Annotated in this window: 16 protein-coding genes; 10 read left to right on the top strand and 6 right to left on the bottom strand. The window is 40.2% G+C overall.

What is annotated here, in order from left to right; all coding sequences use genetic code 11:
- Positions 1-2 precede the first annotated feature (2 nt).
- The 4 genes from adeJ (at position 3) to MMP72_RS08880 (ending at position 5,543) form a co-directional block, all read left to right on the top strand.
- On the top strand, positions 3-3,179 hold the full coding sequence (gene adeJ, locus MMP72_RS08865) for a multidrug efflux RND transporter permease subunit AdeJ (RefSeq protein ID WP_241316476.1): 3,177 nt from the start codon (positions 3-5) through the stop codon (positions 3,177-3,179).
- On the top strand, positions 3,179-4,636 hold the full coding sequence (gene adeK / locus MMP72_RS08870) for a multidrug efflux RND transporter AdeIJK outer membrane channel subunit AdeK (RefSeq protein WP_241316642.1): 1,458 nt from the start codon (positions 3,179-3,181) through the stop codon (positions 4,634-4,636). The genes adeJ and adeK overlap by 1 nt, the downstream gene beginning before the upstream one ends.
- A gap of 106 nt (positions 4,637-4,742) precedes the next feature.
- The gene (locus tag MMP72_RS08875) at positions 4,743-5,093 is read left to right on the top strand and encodes a YbjQ family protein (RefSeq protein ID WP_241316644.1); all 351 of its coding nucleotides are present in this window, start codon (positions 4,743-4,745) and stop codon (positions 5,091-5,093) included.
- Between the two features lie 9 nt (positions 5,094-5,102).
- Complete coding sequence (locus MMP72_RS08880; RefSeq protein ID WP_241316482.1) at positions 5,103-5,543, top strand: heavy metal-binding domain-containing protein; 441 nt, start codon at positions 5,103-5,105, stop codon at positions 5,541-5,543.
- A 72-nt stretch (positions 5,544-5,615) separates the two neighbouring features.
- Here the strand turns inward: MMP72_RS08880 and MMP72_RS08885 are convergent, their stop codons facing one another.
- The 3 genes from MMP72_RS08885 to MMP72_RS08895 all read right to left on the bottom strand — a co-directional run bounded on the left by MMP72_RS08885 (position 5,616) and on the right by MMP72_RS08895 (position 7,894).
- Positions 5,616-6,422, bottom strand: coding sequence for an SDR family NAD(P)-dependent oxidoreductase (locus tag MMP72_RS08885; protein ID WP_241316484.1), 807 nt, complete (start codon positions 6,420-6,422; stop codon positions 5,616-5,618).
- 4 nt (positions 6,423-6,426) lie between these two features.
- Positions 6,427-7,098: a hypothetical protein gene (locus MMP72_RS08890; protein ID WP_241316486.1), complete on the bottom strand. Its 672-nt coding sequence runs from the start codon at positions 7,096-7,098 to the stop codon at positions 6,427-6,429.
- 115 nt (positions 7,099-7,213) lie between these two features.
- Positions 7,214-7,894, bottom strand: coding sequence for a hypothetical protein (locus MMP72_RS08895; RefSeq protein ID WP_241316488.1), 681 nt, complete (start codon positions 7,892-7,894; stop codon positions 7,214-7,216).
- Between the two features lie 251 nt (positions 7,895-8,145).
- On the opposite strand from MMP72_RS08895, the gene MMP72_RS08900 reads away from it, so the two are divergent.
- A complete protein-coding gene (locus tag MMP72_RS08900) occupies positions 8,146-11,046 on the top strand; it encodes a valine--tRNA ligase (RefSeq protein ID WP_241316493.1) in 2,901 nt (966 codons plus the stop codon).
- A 42-nt stretch (positions 11,047-11,088) separates the two neighbouring features.
- On the opposite strand, the gene MMP72_RS08905 is transcribed toward MMP72_RS08900, so the two are convergent.
- The 3 genes from MMP72_RS08905 to MMP72_RS08915 all read right to left on the bottom strand — a co-directional run bounded on the left by MMP72_RS08905 (position 11,089) and on the right by MMP72_RS08915 (position 15,256).
- Positions 11,089-12,861 (bottom strand): anti-phage-associated helicase HerA, encoded by a 1,773-nt coding sequence (locus MMP72_RS08905; RefSeq protein ID WP_241316495.1) that lies wholly within the window; start codon positions 12,859-12,861, stop codon positions 11,089-11,091.
- The gene (locus MMP72_RS08910; protein WP_241316497.1) at positions 12,858-14,087 is read right to left on the bottom strand and encodes a DUF4297 family anti-phage-associated protein; all 1,230 of its coding nucleotides are present in this window, start codon (positions 14,085-14,087) and stop codon (positions 12,858-12,860) included. Before MMP72_RS08910 ends, MMP72_RS08905 begins: the two co-directional genes overlap by 4 nt.
- 152 nt (positions 14,088-14,239) lie before the next feature.
- The gene (locus tag MMP72_RS08915; protein WP_241316499.1) at positions 14,240-15,256 is read right to left on the bottom strand and encodes a molecular chaperone DnaJ; all 1,017 of its coding nucleotides are present in this window, start codon (positions 15,254-15,256) and stop codon (positions 14,240-14,242) included.
- A 332-nt stretch (positions 15,257-15,588) separates the two neighbouring features.
- Here MMP72_RS08915 and MMP72_RS08920 point away from each other — a divergent pair, with 332 nt between their 5' ends.
- The 5 genes from MMP72_RS08920 to MMP72_RS08940 all read left to right on the top strand — a co-directional run bounded on the left by MMP72_RS08920 (position 15,589) and on the right by MMP72_RS08940 (position 20,393).
- Positions 15,589-16,776 carry an ammonium transporter gene (locus tag MMP72_RS08920; RefSeq protein ID WP_241316501.1) on the top strand — a complete coding sequence of 396 codons (1,188 nt, stop codon included), beginning with the start codon at positions 15,589-15,591 and terminating at the stop codon, positions 16,774-16,776.
- A 444-nt stretch (positions 16,777-17,220) separates the two neighbouring features.
- Entirely contained in the window at positions 17,221-18,147 is a 927-nt protein-coding gene (locus MMP72_RS08925; RefSeq protein ID WP_241316503.1) for a transporter substrate-binding domain-containing protein, read from the top strand.
- A 77-nt stretch (positions 18,148-18,224) separates the two neighbouring features.
- Complete coding sequence (locus MMP72_RS08930) at positions 18,225-18,968, top strand: amino acid ABC transporter permease (protein ID WP_241316505.1); 744 nt, start codon at positions 18,225-18,227, stop codon at positions 18,966-18,968.
- Position 18,969: 1 nt separating this feature from the next.
- Positions 18,970-19,653, top strand: a complete 684-nt coding sequence (locus MMP72_RS08935) for an ABC transporter permease subunit (RefSeq protein ID WP_241316507.1) — start codon at positions 18,970-18,972, stop codon at positions 19,651-19,653.
- Positions 19,654-19,667: 14 nt separating this feature from the next.
- The gene (locus MMP72_RS08940) at positions 19,668-20,393 is read left to right on the top strand and encodes an amino acid ABC transporter ATP-binding protein (protein WP_241316646.1); all 726 of its coding nucleotides are present in this window, start codon (positions 19,668-19,670) and stop codon (positions 20,391-20,393) included.
- Positions 20,394-20,424 lie beyond the last annotated feature (31 nt).

Below are 20,424 nucleotides of genomic sequence, written 5' to 3' on the forward strand. Positions count from 1 at the left end.
GAATGGCTCAATTTTTTATCCATCGCCCCATATTTGCATGGGTGATTGCACTAGTTATCATGTTGGCAGGTATTTTAACCTTGTCAAAGATGCCTATTGCCCAATATCCAACGATTGCTCCACCAACCGTGACGATTTCTGCGACCTATCCAGGTGCTTCAGCAGAAACTGTTGAAAATACGGTAACCCAGATCATCGAACAACAGATGAATGGTTTAGACGGCTTACGTTATATTTCGTCTAACAGTTCTGGGAATGGTCAGGCATCGATTGAAATCAACTTTGAACAAGGTATTGATCCAGATATTGCTCAAGTCCAAGTTCAAAACAAACTACAATCAGCAACGGCGCTTCTACCTGAAGACGTACAACGTCAAGGTGTAACTGTCACAAAATCTGGCGCAAGCTTCTTGCAAGTGATTGCATTTTATTCACCAGATAATAGTTTGTCAGACTCCGATATTAAGGACTATGTAAACTCATCGATTAAAGAACCGATCAGTCGTGTTGCTGGTGTCGGTGAAGTACAAGTCTTTGGTGGCTCTTATGCGATGCGAATTTGGCTTGATCCTGCAAAACTGACAAATTACCAGTTAACCCCAAGTGATGTTGCGAGAGCGTTACAAGCGCAAAACTCACAAGTTGCAGTGGGTCAGTTGGGTGGTGCACCTGCGGTTAAAGATCAAGTGATCAATGCCACTGTAAACGCTCAAAGTTTATTGCAAACCCCAGAGCAGTTTAAGAATATTTTCTTAAAAAATACTGCTGCTGGCGCTGAAGTCCGCTTAAAAGATGTGGCTCGCGTAGAGTTAGGCTCTGATAGCTACGCCTTTAACTCAATGTTTAACGGAAAGCCAGCTGGTGGTCTTGCCATCAAAATGGCAACAGGTTCCAATGCACTTGATACCGCGGAAGCCGTTGAAGAACGTTTAAAGGAGTTACGTCAGAACTATCCAGCAGGTCTTGAAGACAAACTGGCGTATGACACCACACCATTTATCAAACTCTCAATCGCAAGTGTCGTAAGCACATTAATTGAAGCGGTAATTCTGGTATTCATCGTCATGTTCCTGTTCTTACAGAACTGGCGTGCGACCATTATTCCAACATTGGCAATCCCTGTTGTTGTACTGGGTACATTTGCCGTCATTAACATTTTTGGATTTTCGATCAATACCTTGACCATGTTTGCGATGGTATTGGCGATTGGTCTATTGGTCGATGATGCCATTGTTGTGGTTGAAAACGTCGAACGTGTAATGACTGAGGAGCATTCTGACCCTGTTGCGGCGACTGAAAAGTCAATGAAACAGATCTCTGGTGCGCTTGTGGGTATTACTAGTGTACTGAGTGCGGTATTCATACCGATGGCGTTCTTTAGCGGAACCACTGGGGTAATTTATCGACAGTTCTCGATCACCCTCGTGACAGCGATGGTTTTATCTTTGATTGTTGCTTTGACCTTTACCCCTGCCCTATGTGCCACGCTATTAAAACAACATGATCCAAATAAAGCACCGAGCAATAATATTTTTGCCCGTTTCTTTAGATGGTTTAACCATAGCTTTGACCGTGTATCACATGGCTATCAAAACGGCGTAAGCCGTATGCTTAAAGCTAAGTTGTTTTCAGGTGTACTCTATGCCGTTGTGATTGGTTTATTGGTCTTTATGTTCCAAAAACTCCCTTCTTCATTCTTACCCGAAGAAGATCAGGGCGTGGTGATGACACTGGTTCAATTACCACCGAATGCAACACTTGACCGTACCGATAAAGTCATTGATACCATGACTGACTTCTTTATGAAGGAAGAAGATACGGTTCAGTCGATCTTTACCGTATCAGGCTTCTCATTTACAGGGATCGGCCAAAATGCAGGTATTGGCTTTATTAAGTTAAAAGACTGGAAAGATCGTACTACTGCTGATACGCAAATTGGTGCACTCATTCAACGTGGTATGGCACTGAATATGATCGTCAAAGATGCATCATACATCATGCCATTACAACTTCCTGCAATGCCTGAGCTCGGTGTAACTGCTGGTTTTAACTTGCAATTAAAAGACTCTGCTGGTCAGGGCCATGACAAACTGATTGCTGCACGTAATACGATTTTGGGCTTAGCTTCTCAAGATCAACGACTGGTTGGCGTACGTCCAAATGGTCAAGAGGATACACCACAGTATCAAATCATGATTGACCAAGCTCAAGCGGGTGCAATGGGTGTCAGCATTGCAGACATCAACAGCACCATGAGCATGGCCTGGGGTGGTTCATACATTAATGACTTCATCGACCGTGGTCGTGTGAAGAAAGTTTATGTCCAAGGTGAAGCCGACAGTCGGATGATGCCTGATGACCTGAATAAATGGTACGTTCGTAACAGCTTAGGTGAAATGGTTCCATTCTCAGCCTTTGCAACAGGTAAATGGACCTACGGTTCTCCTCGACTTGAACGTTACAACGGTGTGTCATCGGTGAACATTCAAGGGACACCTGCACCGGGCACAAGCTCTGGGGACTCCATGAAAGCCATGGAAGAAATTATTGCGAAGCTGCCATCGATGGGCTTACAAGGTTTCGACTACGAATGGACAGGTTTATCACTTGAAGAGCGTGAATCAGGTGCTCAAGCGCCATTCTTATACGCGCTTTCATTACTTATTGTTTTCCTTTGCTTAGCGGCATTGTATGAAAGTTGGTCTATTCCGTTCTCAGTATTACTTGTTGTACCCCTCGGTATCATCGGTGCAATTTTGTTAACTTACTTTGGTATGGTACTGAAAGACGATCCAAATCTTTCGAATAACATCTACTTCCAGGTCGCGATCATTGCCGTGATTGGTCTTTCTGCAAAGAATGCGATCTTGATCGTAGAATTCGCAAAAGATTTACAAGAACAAGGTGAGGAGTTGCTTGAGGCAACCTTACATGCAGCAAAAATGCGTTTACGTCCAATCATTATGACCACCCTTGCCTTCGGCTTTGGTGTGCTTCCACTCGCGCTTTCTTCTGGCGCTGGTGCAGGTAGTCAGCACTCGGTTGGTTACGGCGTATTGGGTGGCGTGATTTCCTCAACACTTTTAGGTATCTTCTTTATCCCTGTCTTCTTCGTGTGGATTCGTAGTATCTTTAAGTACCAACCAAAAACTACAAACATTCAGGAGCATAAATCGTGATGCAAACAGTATGGTCTATTCCAGGTCGTAGCATTGCGGTATCTGCACTTGCGCTTGCTTTGACCGCATGTCAAAGCATGCGCGGCCCAGAACCGGTCGTGAAAACCGATATTCCAGAAAGCTATGCATATAACAGCGCTTCTGGCTCTTCTATTGCTGAACAGGGTTATAAGCAGTTTTTTGCTGACCCTCGCCTGCTTGAAGTGATTGATTTAGCATTGAGCAATAACCGTGACTTGCGTACAGCAACCTTGAATATTGAACGCGCACAGCAACAATATCGAATTACACAAAACAACCAGCTCCCAACGATTGGGGCTAGTGGTAGTGCAATTCGTCAGGTTTCTCCAACACGTGATCCAAACAATCCATATTCAACCTATCAGGTTGGTCTGGGTGTAACCGCGTATGAGCTTGATTTTTGGGGCCGAGTCCGTAGTTTAAAAGATGCTGCGCTCGACAGTTATCTTTCGACCCAAAGTGCACGTGACTCAACACAAATCAGTTTGATTAGTGAAGTAACACAAGCATGGCTGAGTTATTCATTTGCAACTGCAAATTTAAAACTTGCAGAACAGACGTTCAAAGCTCAACAAGACTCTTATAACCTGAACAAAAAGCGTTTTGATGTCGGTATCGACAGCGAAGTACCTTTGCGTCAGGCTCAGATTTCAGTTGAAACTGCACGTAATGATGTTGCAAATTACAAAACACAAATTGCTCAGGCGAGCAACTTATTGAACCTCTTAGTGGGTCAATCTGTACCGCAAAACTTGCTACCGACTCAGCCTGTGCAACGTGTTACACAGCAAAATGTATCCTCTGCGGGTTTACCGAGTGATCTACTCAATAACCGTCCTGATGTAAAAGCTGCGGAATATAATTTAAGTGCCGCAGGTGCAAATATCGGCGCGGCAAAAGCGAGATTATTCCCAACCATTAGTCTGACAGGTACGGCAGGCTATGCATCAACTGATTTGAGTGATCTCTTTAAATCAGGCAATGCAGCGTGGTCAATTGGACCAAATCTCGATTTACCAATTTTTGACTGGGGCACTCGCAAAGCCAATATCAAGATCTCTGAAACCGACCAAAAAATTGCACTGTCTAACTATGAAAAGTCAGTACAGTCGGCTTTCCGTGAAGTAAATGATGCACTGGCAACACGTGCCAATATTGGTGAACGCTTAACTGCTCAACGTCGTTTGGTTGAAGCAACCAATACCACCTATAAACTATCCAATGCACGCTTCCGTGCAGGTATTGATAGCTATTTAACTGTATTGGATGCTCAACGTTCAGCGTACTCAGCAGAACAAGGTTTATTGTTGTTACAACAAGCTGAACAGAATAATCAGGTTGAGCTTTACAAAACACTTGGTGGTGGACTAAAAGCCACGACAAGTGAAACAGTAACGCCTCAACTTTCGAGCTCTGAAAAGCATTACACACAATAATCTTTCTTATTTTTCAAGAAAAGCTCACTTCGGTGGGCTTTTTTATTGCAAGCATGCTCAATATTTCTTATCTTCAAGGTGAATGTCTAATGGTATAAAAAATACGATGTTATTAAGTAATTTAGAATCCGTACCCGGTCATGAGATTTTACGTCAGATTGATGTTGTTTATGGCAGCACTGTCCGCAGTAAACATGTCGGTCGAGACCTTCTCGCAGGTCTAAAGAATATTGTTGGGGGAGAGTTAACAGCTTATACCGAGTTGTTAGAAGAATCTCGTCAAGAAGCCACACAGCGCATGATTGATAAAGCAAAAGGTTTAGGTGCAAATGCTGTGGTTGGGATTCGTTTTTCCACATCTAATATTGCACAGGGTGCTTCAGAGCTTTTTGTTTATGGCACTGCTGTAGTGGTGCAACCTTCCGCACCAAAACTTCCAGATCCATTTAGTTCATAGGAAAATGTAATGGATGGCTTAATTTTTCAAATTGTCATTTTCCTGATTCTATTTTCTGTAGGTTGGGGCTTTGGTCGTCATATTGAACAAAAGCATTTTAAGGAGTTGCTCGAAAAAGAGCACTTGTTAGCAGATATTCAAGTTGATAGCCGTCGATTTGCAACGAGTGAACATACTGGACATTTGATTAGCAGCAATGTGGTTATTTCCCATGATTATTTTAAATATGTACTGGCGGCTATTAAAAATATATTAGGTGGTCGCTTAATCAGCTATGAAAGTGTCGTGGAACGCGCTCGTCGTGAGGCGATTGTCCGTTTAAAACAACAAGCCAGATCCATGGGTGGCAATCAAATTTTAGGGCTGCGCCTCAGCACCACTGAAATGGGAATGCAAGGTGGAATGGTTGAAGTATTTGCATACGGCACGGTCATCATTCAACCCAAATAACAAATAATCATTAAAAAAACAGGAGTGACTTACTCCTGTTTTTTTATTTGCAATATAAAGCAGGATTAAGCGTTATTTGACTTTGCTGTTACGAATCATTTTGTACAACAAACTTGGTGACAAGCGCGACACCAATACACCCAGTTGCTCTTTCTTGCCACCCACCACAATATATTCTTCACCAGCCATCAGTGATGCAACCACACGTTCTGCAAAGATATCAGCATCTAAACCATTTTCAATCGCTTCATCTTGATGCCCTTGTGGCTTCCCTTCACCATTTAAAGCATTAAACGAGACATTGGTTTTCACAAAACCAGGGAAAACCACGGATACGTCAATCCCCTCTTTGGCAACTTCGGCACGTAAACTGTTTGCCCACATGTGAATTGCAGCTTTGGCAGCAGAATAACTGGCACGGTATTGCGTCCCTAATAAGCCAGCCACACTCGAAACAAAGACCACACGACCAGATTTTTGCTTTAAAAAAGTCGGCAATATCGTTTTGGTCAAAAACACTTGTGAAAAGTAATCGACTTCCATGATCGTGCGTTCAGCTTGCATGGTGGTGTCTTGAATCAAAGCACGCTGGCTCAGTCCTGCATTATTAATCAACCAATCAATACGCCCTTTACATGCCAAAACTTGCTCGTAAGCATGACGTACCTGTGCTTCATCGGTAATATCAGCAGCAATCGAAACATGTTGCTCAGGCTTTAATAAACCAATGCGAACGGCTTCTAGCTCGTCGTAACGGCGCGATGTCAACACCACTTGCGCCCCCTGCAAAGCGCATTCACGTGCCAAAGCTTTACCTAAACCAGAAGATGCTCCGGTAATCCATACCACTTTATTTTCAAGACTTTTTAGCTTTGTCATATTTCTACCCTCCATCCACTGGGTGACGCATAAATTTCAGGAAATAATCAACATAAGTTACCGCAACTTGCTGATCAAGTTGCGTCGCTAACTTTTCTAGACGCTTATAACCGAGATGTGTGGTCATATTGATCACGCCGTTTAACGTTTTATCGACCACAAAATTAAACTTTAAGCACTTTTTAGGCTCACGAATTAAGTGTGTAACGCCTGCATCAATCACTTCCGTCAATTTTTTTAAAGCATTCGCAACTTCACGACTATCCCCTTCAGCAAGTTTTTGAGCAGATGCAATCACCTGCTGAGCAAGCTGCTGTTCTACAGGATAAGTCATGTAAATCATGTCATCTTCAATTAAAAGCGTTTTCGATAAATATTCAACCAAAGGGATTAAACGTTCATTGCTGAAAAATGAAATCGACCACGGCATATACTTTCGAATAGCCTCTAATATTTGCTGAATCACTTTTTCAGATTCACCTGTTTGTGAATAATGCTGATTATCCTTTAACAGCACCATGAACACTTGTTCAATCACTTCACAAGCCATTTCAGACAAAACATTCCCCAATGCACTTGCCTGACTTTCTTTGCTCGCTTGCAATAATTGTGTCCGAATATGGACAAATCTCGCGTATGTATCTGCATGAATATTTAAAAAAACGGCGGTCTTCATCCTCACAACCTTAATTTTTGAGTTCCATAAAAAAAGACTTGTCAAAACAAGCCTTTTATCAAATTAAATGATCTATTCTATCGTTTTGGCTTTTCCTTACCGACTTTAGCACAACCTAATTCGGTTCTGTATGCATAAGTGCCAAAAAATGATTTACACATGCTGTAGCCGCTCCAGTGTCTACCTGCGTTCCCATTTTCTCTAAACGCTTATAACTTAGTTGTGCGGTCATATTGATGACACCACTTAAGGTTTTATCCACCACCCGATTAAAATTCAGACATTTCTTTGGTTCACGAATCAAATTGGTCACGCCCAAATCTACGATTTGAATCAGTGTCTGGAAGACATCCATCATATCTTTGATTTCATTTTGTTTTAGTTGATCTACCAAAGTATGTACCTGTTGTACCAATTGCTGGTCAATCGGATAAGACACATACACCTGTTCATCATGATATTTAATCATATCGGAAAAGTAATTCACGAAAGGGCATAAACGTTCATTGCCAAATAACGCAATGGACCACGGCATATATTTGCGTACAGCACCCGTAATTTGCGCGATGACTTTTTCTGATTCTGCTGAATTTTGTTGGGTTAAATGCGATGGTTTACGATTTTGAATCAGTAGAACGGAGAATACTTGCTCTACGATGTCACATGCGATCTCTGAAAGCACTTCCCCTAAGATGCGCGATTGACTTTCATCACTGCCCGCATTCAATTGTTGACGAATTGACTCAAACTGCCCATGTGTGACTTGGTTAATTTTTAAAAGAATTGAATAACTCATATCAACCATCCTTATTAAAGTTTTAGCATTGTTATTTTGTTGTTTTATGCATCATCATTATTTAATTATGTGATCCAATATACATAAATCTAACTTTTTATGATCAAAAAACCAACTCATTTCATCGGTTTTTTTACCTTATTGACGTTGTTTAAATCGATAACGCAATACGCCACTGAAATGCCAACAGCCTTTAGCGATTTTTTGCTACAATAAGTGCAATTTTTTATTCTATTTTGATCTTCTGTACTATGACTGACGCTCAATCTGCTCAAAATATCGCAACCACTTACGATCCAACTGAGATCGAAAAAAAATGGTATCAAACTTGGGAACAACAAGGTTATTTCAAACCGTCAGGTCAAGGTGAATCATTTTGTATTATGATCCCACCACCGAACGTCACGGGCAGCTTGCATATGGGGCATGGTTTTAACAATGCCATCATGGATGCACTGACACGTTACAACCGTATGTCGGGTAAAAATACCTTGTGGCAACCAGGTACAGACCACGCAGGTATTGCAACGCAGATGGTGGTTGAGCGTCAATTGGGTGCTCAAGGCGTCAGCCGTCATGACTTAGGTCGTGAAAAATTCATCGAAAAAGTTTGGGAATGGAAAGAACAGTCAGGCGGCACCATTACACGTCAAATCCGTCGTCTAGGTTCTTCGGTGGATTGGTCACGTGAACGCTTCACCATGGATGAAGGTTTGTCCAATGCGGTAAAAGAAGTCTTTGTAAAACTGCATGAAGATGGCTTAATCTACCGTGGCAAACGCCTAGTGAACTGGGACCCGAAACTACAAACTGCGCTTTCTGACCTAGAAGTAGAGTCTGATAAAGAAGAAGCAGGTTCACTGTGGCACTTCAAATATTTCTTTGAAGATAAAAACCTACGTACACATGATGGTAAAGACCACATCGTGGTTGCCACCACACGTCCTGAAACATTACTCGGTGATACAGCAGTTGCTGTTGCGCTTGATGATGAGCGTTATACGCACCTTGTTGGTCAGAACATTATCCTGCCAATTACAGGTCGTGCCGTTCCAATCGTTAAAGATGAATATGTTGATAAAGAATTCGGTACAGGCTGTGTGAAAATCACTCCTGCACATGACTTCAATGACTATGAAGTGGGTAAACGTTGTGAATTGCCAATTATCAATATCTTCAACAAAAATGCAGAGGTATTGGCTGAGTTTGAATACATCGCCAAAGCAGGTGAGCAAATTTCTAAAACCATTTCTGCACCTGCCGACTATGTGGGTTTAGAACGTTTTGTAGCACGTAAAAAATTGGTTGAACAAGCTGAAGCTGAAGGTTGGTTAGACCAAATTCAACCGTACACACTGAAACCACCTCGCGGTGACCGTTCAGGTGTAATCGTTGAGCCATTATTAACGGATCAATGGTATGTAAAAATTGCACCATTGGCTGAACCTGCAATTAAAGCTGTGAAAGATGGCGATATTAAATTTGTGCCTGAACAATACAGCAACATGTACATGGCGTGGATGAACAACATTCAAGACTGGTGTATTTCTCGTCAGTTGTGGTGGGGTCACCGCATTCCAGCTTGGTACGATGCTGAAGGCAATATTTATGTCGGTCGTGACGAAGCTGAAGTCCGTACGAAAAACAATATCCCTGCTGAAATTGCATTAAGCCAAGATGAAGACGTATTGGATACTTGGTTCTCCTCTGCGCTTTGGACGTTCTCAACTTTAGGTTGGACTGGCGATGCAAAGAAAGATGCAGAAAACTATTTCCTCAAGACTTTCCACCCAACAGATGTTTTAGTGACTGGTTTTGACATCATCTTCTTCTGGGTTGCGCGTATGATTATGTTTACGATGCATTTCATGAAGAATGAAGATGGTACGCCACAAGTACCGTTTAAAACGGTTTACGTTCACGGTCTGGTTCGTGATGGCGAAGGTCAGAAAATGTCGAAATCTAAGGGCAACGTACTTGACCCACTCGATTTGATCGATGGTGTAGACCTTGAAGACCTTGTACAAAAACGTACGACGGGTCTGATGAATCCAAAGCAAGCAGCGAAGATTGAAAAATCAACGCGTAAAGAATTCCCAGAAGGTATTCAAGCTTACGGTACCGATGCAGTCCGTTTCACTTTCTGTGCGCTGGCGAATACAGGTCGTGACATTAAGTTCGATATGAAGCGTGTTGAAGGCTATCGTAACTTTGCCAACAAGATCTGGAACGCAACCCGTTTCGTGATGATGAACTGTGAAAACCAAGAAATCAGTTCTGAAATTCGTCAAGATCTTTGGGAACTGCCTGAACAGTGGATTATAAGCCGTCTGCAAAAAGCAGAAGCCGCGGTACAACAAGCCTTTGCCACGTATCGTTTAGATTTAGCTGCGCAAGCAATTTACGAATTCATTTGGAATGAATATTGTGACTGGTATGTTGAGTTAACTAAACCTGTTCTGAACGATGAAAATGTCTCTGTTGAGCGTAAAGCAGAAGTTCGTCGTGTCTTACTTGCAGTGATGGAAGCCTCTTTACGTCTTGCACATCCTTTGATGCCGTATTTGACTGAAGAAATTTGGCAAACACTTGCACCGAAACTTGGTATTTCAGGCGAAAGTATTATGCTTGCGCAATACCCTGTTGCGAACCCTGAGCGTGTAAATGAACAGGCTGAAGCAGACATGCATTGGCTACAAGGTTTGATCGGCGCTGTGCGTAATATTCGTGGTGAAATGGGCTTAGGTAATGCGCGTTTACTGCCAGTTTTATTGCAAAACACTTCTGATGTTGAGCGTGAACAAATCATTCGTATTGAAGCGTTATTCAAAGCACTCGCAAAAGTTGAAAGTATTGAGTTCCTAACCAAAGATCAAGAACCACCACTTTCTTGCTCTAGCGTTGTTAGCCATGCATCGGTGTTTGTACCAATGAAAGGCTTAATTGACCCTAAAGCTGAGCTTGCTCGTTTGCAAAAAGACTTGGATAAAATCCAGAAGCAACACGACCAAATCGCGAGCAAACTTGCAAACGAAGGCTTTGTATCTAAAGCACCAGCAGCGGTTGTTGAGGGTGAAAAAGCGAAATTGGCTGAGTTTGCTGACCAGTTGGTGAAAATTAAAGCAAGTATGGAGCAAATTGCTGCGCTTTAATCTTAATTTGACTCAAAAAATCCCCTCGAATGAGGGGATTTTTTATTTCCATTTTTGACAAATAGCTTCAAACTCAATTTCTTTCCACTGCTCTTTCCATAGCGTCCAATATGGAATATCACTAGAAGATGGTTCAGGATCACAACGATCTATAGTTACGATTGATGGAAGAACTATAGAGTCTCCAACTAACAACGCATCTCCTTGATGTAAACTTGGCAATATGTCGATGATCCCACCTAACGAATCTGGTAAAAGCTTTCTTACATAGTTTTGATCAACTGGGTTTGTAAGTCTCATCGAGATAAAATTATTACATTGAGAAAAAATTGTTTCAGAAATTTCTGATGGTCTCTGACTGGATAACATTAATGTTATTCCGTATTTTCGCCCTTCCTTAGCAATACGTTCTATCGCTATCTTTGATGCTCTATATTTAGTTAACTCACTATTAGGAACATACTTGTGAGCTTCTTCGTATACCATTAAAATCGGCACATCGTTATTAACCACCTCGTCAGGATTAGTTTCGAATCTCTGTCTTTTATAGAAATACCCATAATCAAATATTAATCTAGATATTACAGAAACAGTAATCGTTAACACTTCAAATGGAACATCACTCAAATCTATGATAGTAATATTAGATTTTTTATCCTCTGAGTAACCAATAATATTTCTTAGGACATCAACGAAATTTGAATTTTGAAGAGTTGGATCAAAAATAAATTTCAATCTATCTTGCCTAATTTTCTCTTCTATACGGTTAAAAAACTTATCTAAAGTTCCTTCAGCATATAACCCTTTATTAATATTCTGACTTTTTGTTGGGAAAAATTTATGCCTAGTCAAAAAGTAGTTTTTTATCTTTTCTATATCATTTTCAAAAGTTATTCCCATAGAAGCATCTGCTCCGCCATCTGATTTTATAGAGTAACTTCCGTCATCGATCATACATAATTCATTATTTTTTGAATTTTTAGTTTCATTTTTTAAATTAAACAATGCATTAACTACTTCATCTAAATTAAATTTTATAGGGGTATCATAGGAAATATTCTGAACACCCTCATTATTAATCTCCTTATTAATAGTTACCAACTTTCTAAACACCGATGACTGATTATAATTATCTCTCTCTCCTGTATCTAAAAGAATTTCTTCAAGCTCATCACTATTAAGCAACCAATATGGTAATTTCAAAGTATTAATATCTAAAAAATTAGCATTCGGGAATGCACTTTTATATTCAGAATGAATATCAAAAATAATAATATGTGAGTTATTTAAACTAAAATCCCCATCTTTTGTAGAAATTGCAGTTTGTAAAATTCTGGATAATGTATGTGACTTTCCAGAACCTGTCGATCCTAAAATTGCTATGTGCTTGTTAAAGAATTTATTACCTTCTATTGGAACATCTATCTGTTTATTGGTACTTAAAGTACAGAATTTCAGTTTTTTATCATCAGGTATTGAACCATAAATAGATTTGATGTCTTCTATAGTTGCAGGTTCAACATGACGTGGAGGAATTGCGATGGTATCCCCACCTCGGATAAACTGCCCATTATTTAATACACCTAATGGTAATGCTTCAATTATATAAATTCTCTCATTACTTTTATCATAACCAATAGAAAAATTCTCTATAATTGCTATTAATATTGCATCATCATTATTTAAAATTTTAATATATGAACCTACCTTTAAAGTTTCACCAGCAACCTTAAAGTCATTAAGATTAGTAACTTGTACGATAATTTTATTTGGTCGTACTGAAATAACTTCAGCCTGATTAACTACTTCACTCATACCAAAATCCCTTTCAAATAATCATAATTTTTAAAATATACTTTTATACTTCCATTAATATTTGCATATGGTGTATTGGAAAAGAATTCATATATATTTAAATTTCTAGGTTTTTTTTCAATAACAACACCCAATTCATCCATATTATTTATAATTTTCAACTTTGCTCGATATTGACTTTCCTTCTCAACAATATCTCTTAAAAATAAATTAACATCAAAATTTGCTCCCCTATAATAATAGCCATCCTCAAAAAAATATCCATCATTAATCAAATCACTTTTAAGCCTGAGTAAACTATCTTCTTCTATTTGATGAACGTAAATAAATGGACAAAATTTGTCAGGCTCTCTAACCGTTCGACCACTACTTGACCACTTATCGCTTATAGATTTAACCAATTCAAGTAATTCATTATCCTGAAGATTACTTTTATCAATTAAAAAAAATCGACTTTTAGGTGATTGAGAATCAGAAAAATATTTATTTTTAATCATTCGACAGTAATTAACCATTTCTTTCTTATTAGCAAACCAAAAATCAAAAAGAATATCTTTTGAATCTCTTAAACTTGACAAAAAATGACGCTTAGTTATATTTCGGTCCGATTCATTTTTTGATTTTGCCAAATTCCTTATCATATAAAGACTTTTACTATAAAAAAACTCAGCATCACTGCTAGAACTCAACCCTATTTGAATAATTTTATTAATAATTTGACTATGCTGTTCTTCCAAAGTTGGAGCTTCAATATTTATTTCTAATTGTAATAAAAATTTTTCTAAATCCTCATCCTCTACACCTAGATCAGTATGAATTTCAGTTGTCTCACTAGGCTTAGCATCGGTTCCCCTTGTAACAGTAGTTAAAAAAACTGTTTTTAGATCTTCAACAGTTAAGGGTTTAGCTAATCGCTCATGTCCACTTCGATAATGACCATAAAGCTTATACTTTATTAATTGATTATTATTTCTTAATCTTTCAGAGAAATCTTTGACCATCCATCCAATAGCATCTTTTATAATCGAGGGTTGAAAATCACTTTCTTGATAGTATTTACATTGAATTGCAATAGTTTCACCATCACTACCTGTAATATCAATATCTTCCACTCCCTCAATTGTAAAGATACTTTCCTCATCATGTATATTTAAAATTTGAAGAATCGTATTATCAAATTGAAACAAATAACCACGAATCGTATCTATTGCTTGTCTACTTGCCATATTTTTTTAATGAAGTTATGTTTATCTACACTTTATAATATAAAAATCAAATAAATTAAAGAAATAGTTAATAAATAAGAACACCAGCGATAAAAACACAATAACATATAAAGTTTGAAAGCTAATCGCTGCTGCTATAAGTTGAATCGAAATCAAAGTACCCCATGCGCCAACAACATCTCTACCCCACTCACCTTCTTCATGTGCTTTAAACGCTCTTTTTCCCATTTCAACTGTTGCTTTAACTCAGCACAATCAGCATCTATGGCTTTATATACATCACCAATATGTACGTGTTCCACTTTTACTTTCTTCGCCAACTGAAACGAGTCTAAAATCTCGCTAATTTGACTTTCAAGCTGCTGACTCTGTGCATCCAAAGCCAGTTTATAAAACTTCAATTGTTCGGCAGATAATTCTTTCGCCCCTAACCCCTTATTCTGTTCAAGCTGTAATTGAAGTTTCAATAAATAAAACAAATCCTGCTGTTCATACGCCTGACTTGCCTGTTGGAATAACTCAGTTTTTTCTTCTTTCTTAGACTCATCTTGTTCTCGGTCGGGATGAATCATCGCAGCAATTTTTAAATACACTGTTTTTAACGACTGCGCTGCCATTTGCTCAGCTTGTTCACGTTTCTGCTGTTGTCTCAGTTGTTTGGCTTGTTCACGAGCTTGTTGTTGTTCCGCAGCATACTGTTCAAATTCATCTTCTCGTTCTACGCTTTGTTCAGAACGTTCATATTGCTCGAATTTAACGTGCTGCACTTTTTTAGTCTTTTTAACCGATTGCTGAGCATGTTGCTGATAAAAGATATCAATCTGCTTGACCAGTTTTAACTGTTCATCATTCAACATTTTGGAACGCTTTAAAACCTGTGCAAGCTGAGCAATTTTTTTATCCAGTTGCTGCATATCGACTTTGGAAAACTCATGCTGCTGTAACAGCGTCCAAAGTTGATCTAACTGCTGAAACAAGATTTCATGTAATTCGCTATAAACAGGCATCAGTTTTTGCCGTGTATGCTGTTGAATCTCAGCTTGAGCATTCTGCCATGTGGCAAGGCTGATTTTTTGCTGTTCGATTTGATCAATCAGGCGATTCAGCTTTTTCTGCTGTGCAGACGGTTCAGCCCTTTGCTGTAAGCTGACTTTGAGATCAAAGGACATGCTGCTCATCCACCTGAAAAAGAAAAAGTGTAGCAATAATCAGACGACGAAGGTAGTGAACCATCTTTTGCATATAAAGGAATAACAAACCCATTCCCTGCTATTTAGTCTACACAAACATTTCGCTGTGCTATTTTTAGTCAAAACGCACCATATACCACCAAAAACAAGATACAACCTCTAAATTGGTGCGTTTTTTGCATATCTCAGTGCATCAAAATGAGCTTTTTATAGATTGCTCTAGTTTTTAGATTAACTAAATCCATTTTGGTGCAAAAATTGATCATTTATTTTGCACGAAGATTAGATTTAGCACTTATATCGAGCATGTTATGCAAAACGTAGATATCTTCTTTCTATTACTTGGTGCTGTACTTGTCCTCTCAATGCACGCAGGTTTTGCCTTCCTAGAACTAGGAACTGTACGTCATAAAAACCAAGTCAATGCCCTCAGTAAAATCCTGACAGACTTCTGTATCTCAGCCATTGCCTACTTCTTCGTCGGTTATTGGATTGCCTATGGTCAGAACTTTCTTGTAACAGGCGAACTGTTATCAGCCAATCATGGCTATGACCTAATGCGCTGTTTCTTTTTGTTGACCTTTGCAGCCGCTATTCCAGCCATTGTTTCGGGTGGTATTGCAGAACGTGCCAAGATGCGCTCGCAAGCATTAGCAACCTTACTATTGGTCGCACTGATCTATCCATTCTTTGAAGGCATGATCTGGAATGGCAACTATGGTGTACAAACGTGGTTAGAAAATCAGTTTGGTGCACCCTTCCATGACTTTGCAGGTTCAGTGGTTGTACACGCCATGGGAGGATGGATTGCTCTAGCCGCAGTGATCTTATTGGGCGCCCGAACGGGTCGCTATAAAAAAGATGGTCGTGTCAGTGCGCATCCACCATCATCCATTCCATTTCTTGCACTAGGTTCATGGATTCTAATCGTTGGTTGGTTTGGTTTTAACGTCATCAGCGCACAACGTGTCGAAGCGATCTCAGGACTGGTGGCCATTAATTCACTGATGGCAATGGCTGGCGGTACTTTGGCAGCCAACTTTATGGGTAAGAATGACCCTGGTTTCTTACACAATGGCCCATTGGCGGGTCTCGTGGCAATCTGTGCAGGCTCAGATATTGTGCATCCAATTGGTGCGCTGGTGATTGGTGCATGTGCGGGCACCATTTTTGTTTATTCCTTTACCTATACACAGAATAAGCTCAAGGTCGATGATGTATTGGGTGTATGGCCTTTACATGGTATTTGTGGTGCATTTGGTGCAATTGTGGCGGGCATTTTTGGACAACAAGCACTTGGTGGTTTAGGTGGTGTGTCCTTCATTTCACAATTAATCGGTACAGGTTTAGGGATTAGTGTTGCCTTGATTGGTGGTTTTATCGTCTATGGTCTTTTAAAACTCACGATGGGTATACGTTTGTCTCAAGAAGATGAATATCGTGGTGCTGACCTTTCAATTCACAAAATTTCGGCCAACTCAGAAGAATCAATGTTCTAATTTTTCAGTAAGTTAAAGCGGCTTTAAAGCCGCTTTTTTTATGCAAAATTAAAATACACTTCTCATTCTTTTAGCATCCCACTCTCCTATCCCTATGGAAAAATAAGTATCCCTTCTGAATTTTAACGATGCTGTAATACACATTGCTTCATCTTATCTTTTGTCTAACCACAAGCAAAAAATATGTGTCATGGCACACATTATGCTTTCTATTTCCTGCAATTTTTACTGTAATTCACTCATTTAAAAATTGCTTAATCCATCCACAGTTACTATGTAACAAAACCGTAAAAAATTTTGCTTGAGCAACCGTATTGAAGTCTATTAAGATGAAAACTAATGTATTTTTAGACATAAAAAAGAATACATCATTTTTCATAAAACTGACGGTTCAATAGCAACAATTACAAATGCGATCATAACGATACAAAAGGAGTTTTGTACATGACACATAAACGCACCACGACCTCTCTGCTTTGCGCAAGTGCTCTGATCTTTGGATTAAGTGCCTGTAGTGACAACAAAGCACCAACTGAGGGTGGCACATCCACTTCGGGTACGTTAAACAAGATCAAAAGCTCTGGCACTATTGTGCTGGGTTATCGCGACTCCTCCATTCCCTTTTCCTATATTGCAGACAACCCGAACCAACCTGTGGGTTATGCACATGATTTACAACTTAAAGTGGTCGAGGCAGTAAAGCAAAAGCTAGACATGCCAGATCTGAAAATCCGCTATAACCTAGTCACCAGTCAGAACCGTATTCCATTAGTATCTAACGGTACGGTGGATCTCGAATGTGGTTCCACCACCAACAACAAAGAGCGCCAGCAACAGGTTGATTTCTCAGTTGGTTTCTTTGAAGTGGGTTCAAGACTATTAACAGCTCAAAACTCTGGAATTAAGGATTTTGCAGATTTAAAAGGCAAAAAACTGGTCACGACAGCAGGTACGACATCGGAGCGCTATATCCGTCAACACCAACAAGAACTGGGAATTGGAGAAATCATTTCTGCCAAAGACCATGCTGAATCATTCCTGATGCTACAAAATGGTCGTGCTGTCGCTTTCATGATGGATGACATTCTACTGGCAGGTGAAAAATCTAAAGCTAGAAACCCGAATCAATGGGAAATTGTCGGTACAGCGCCTATTCATGAAATTTATGGCTGTATGTTGCGTAAAGGCGATACTGGCTTTAAAGAAGTGGTAGATGATGCCATCAAAGCAACTTATGCTTCTGGTGAAATCAACAAGATATATGAGAAATGGTTACAGCAGCCAATTCCACCTAAAAACATTAACCTGAACTTTACCATGTCTGATCAGTTGAAAGCCTTAATCAGCAATCCACATGACCAAGATCAGTAACTCACCCTCTATAACAAGAATATCATTGCGGAACCGGGGAACAATGGATGTTCTCCCGCTTCTTCTCAGGAGTTACTATGACTTATAACTGGAACTGGGGAGTTTTGTTGCAATCTACAGGTGTGGGAGATACCACCTACCTGAACTGGATTATAACGGGTCTAGGATGGCTTTTGGTGATTGCCGTTGTGGCATGGACCATCGCCATGGTTCTCGGCAGCATCCTTGGTATTATGCGTACGCTCCCGAATAAAACAGCCAGAACCATAGGTACTGCCTATGTGACCTTGTTCAGAAATGTTCCTTTACTCGTTCAATTATTTATCTGGTTTTATGTGGTTCCCAACTTTCTGCCTGCACCAATTAAAAGCTGGTGGATGAGTGATCTTGGGGCCAATACCACTGCACTGATTTCTGCCAGTATCGGACTGGGTCTGTTTACCGCAGCACGTGTCTGTGAACAGGTTCGAACAGGGATTGAAGCTTTACCCACAGGTCAGGTCAATGCAGGTTATGCCATGGGCTTTTCCACGGCGCAGTTGTATCGCTATGTCATTCTGCCACAGTCTTTCCGAACCATTTTACCGCCACTCAGTTCAGAACTGACCAACTGCGTGAAAAATACCTCTGTCGCGTCCTTGGTCGGGGTTGCGGAAATTATTTCGCAGATGAAAACCATCAGTGAATACACACAGAGTACCATCGAAATTTATACCTATATCACCATCATTTTTATTGTCATCAATGTCTGTCTGATTACTGCAATGAGCCTACTGGAAAAACGTCTGCGTATTCCTGGCTTAATGACAGGAGGGAAGTAATATGGAGTGGTTGACTTCTTTTCTGATGGACTTACAACAGTCTGGACCTGCGCTTTGGCACGGTTTCAGCATTACGTTAAAAGTGGTGGTTATTGCAACCATTGGCGGTATAGCCATTGGTACACTACTGGCGCTCATGCGTCTATCTTCAATTAAAATCCTGAACCTGATTGCTCAGGGTTATGTGAACCTATTCCGTTCCATTCCCCTGCTGCTGGTGCTGATGTGGTTTTATTTTGCAGTTCCGTTTATCTACACCTCCGTAACAGGTCAATATCTGACCATGGATACAGCTCTGGTTTCAAGTATTGTGGCGTTCATGCTATTTGAAGCTGCCTATTTTTCTGAGATTGTGCGGGCGGGTATTCAATCCATCCCCAAAGGTCAGGGTGCAGCGGCTTATGCGCTGGGTATGAGCTATGGTCAGTCCATGCGACTGATTATTTTGCCTCAGGCATTCAGAAAAATGACTCCGTTACTGCTTCAACAAACCATTATTCTGTTTCAGGATTCCACTATGGTTTATGCCATTGGTTTGCTGGACTTTTTCAGAACAAACTATGTACGCGGAGACTTAATGTCCTTGCTCACCCAATATATTTTATTTGCAGGACTTGTGTACTTTACCGTCAGTGCCATTGCGACATTCGCAGTTAAACGTTTACAAAGGAGGCTAAGTGTATGAGCGAAAATAAAGTAATGATAGACCTCCAAAATATCAGCAAGTGGTATGATCAGTTTCAAGTGCTCACCGACTGCACCACCCAGATCCGTCAGGGTGAAGTCGTCGTGGTTTGTGGCCCATCTGGTTCAGGAAAATCAACACTCATTAAAACAGTGAATGGTCTGGAGCCTTTTCAGGAAGGTAAAATTTTTGTGGATGGTGTGCCCATTCATGATCCAAAAACAGATATGACTAAACTCCGCAGTCGTGTCGGTATGGTGTTTCAGCACTTTGAACTGTTTCCACACTTAAACATTACAGAAAACCTGACCATTGCTCAGATCAAAGTTCTTGGTCGCTCAGAAGCAGAGGCGAACAAAAAAGGGCTAGCCTATCTAGATCGTGTCGGGCTAAGTGCACAAGCTGCCAAATACCCTGCACAGCTTTCTGGTGGTCAGCAGCAACGTGTTGCTATTGCCCGCGCTCTAAGTATGGACCCAATCGCTATGTTGTTTGATGAACCAACCTCTGCACTTGATCCTGAAATGATCAATGAAGTGCTTGATGTGATGGTTGGACTTGCAAAAGAAGGCATGACCATGATGTGTGTTACTCATGAAATGGGCTTTGCTCGTCAGGTAGCCAACCGCATTATTTTCATGGATCAAGGAAAAATTGTTGAAGACTGCTCCAAAGATGAATTCTTTGGTACGCCACGTGGCGAACGTGCGCAGCAGTTTCTTGATAAAATTCTGCATTAAGTTGTTTATATAGACCTAAAGCAGCCTACTG

It is taken from the genome of Acinetobacter sp. NIPH 2699 (assembly GCF_022549355.1).
Taxonomy (GTDB): domain Bacteria; phylum Pseudomonadota; class Gammaproteobacteria; order Pseudomonadales; family Moraxellaceae; genus Acinetobacter.